The 639-nt window shown below is 42.3% G+C and carries 1 protein-coding gene; it reads right to left on the bottom strand.

What is annotated here, in order from left to right:
• Nucleotides 1-639 (bottom strand): EAL domain-containing protein (locus A3763_RS22530; RefSeq protein ID WP_156495268.1); only part of this gene is annotated, 639 nt, incomplete at both ends.

Here is a 639-nt window from a genome sequence, read left to right as displayed (position 1 = left end):
TCTCTGTCGCTTGGAATACTTGTTCATAAAGGGAGTGCGAAAGATAATGCCTTTTACTTTCTCATTCTCTACTACCGCAATGGAACTCATGTGAACATTGGCTTCAAGTAACTCAAAGACGCTTTGGATTGTGGTGCCGACTTCGACATGAGCTGTTGAAACAACCAAGTCGCAGGCCAAACTTTTTTGGTTGGTTTCTGCGAACAGTTCTTTGTCGAGTAAGTCATCGAGCTTGGGGGCGACGGGTGCTAACTGTGGTTTTTGAATTAAATAGCCTTGGACATTATGAACTCCTAGCTCATATAGCTTCTTAAGCTCTTTTTCTGTTTCGACCCCTTCAGCAATTAACACAGAACCAATCGAGCGGGCGACAGCTACCACTTCTTTGACCGTTTTTTGTTTGCTGGCACTACCATTTACGTTTTGAATGAAGCTGCGATCCAGTTTGATGTAATCTGGTTTTATTTCAGACCAGAGTTTATGTAACGACGCGCTTTCACCAACATTGTCTATTCCACTCAAATGGTCAACTGCGACCTCAAAGCCTTGCTCATGAAAAAAATGAACAGCTTCGATAAGCTCATTAATGTTATTGCTGGCATTCTTTTCATCAATTTCCAACACCATACGTGTTGATGG

The sequence above is a fragment of the Oleiphilus sp. HI0128 genome (assembly GCF_001635365.1).
This window is presented reverse-complemented; position numbering and strand designations above follow the sequence as displayed.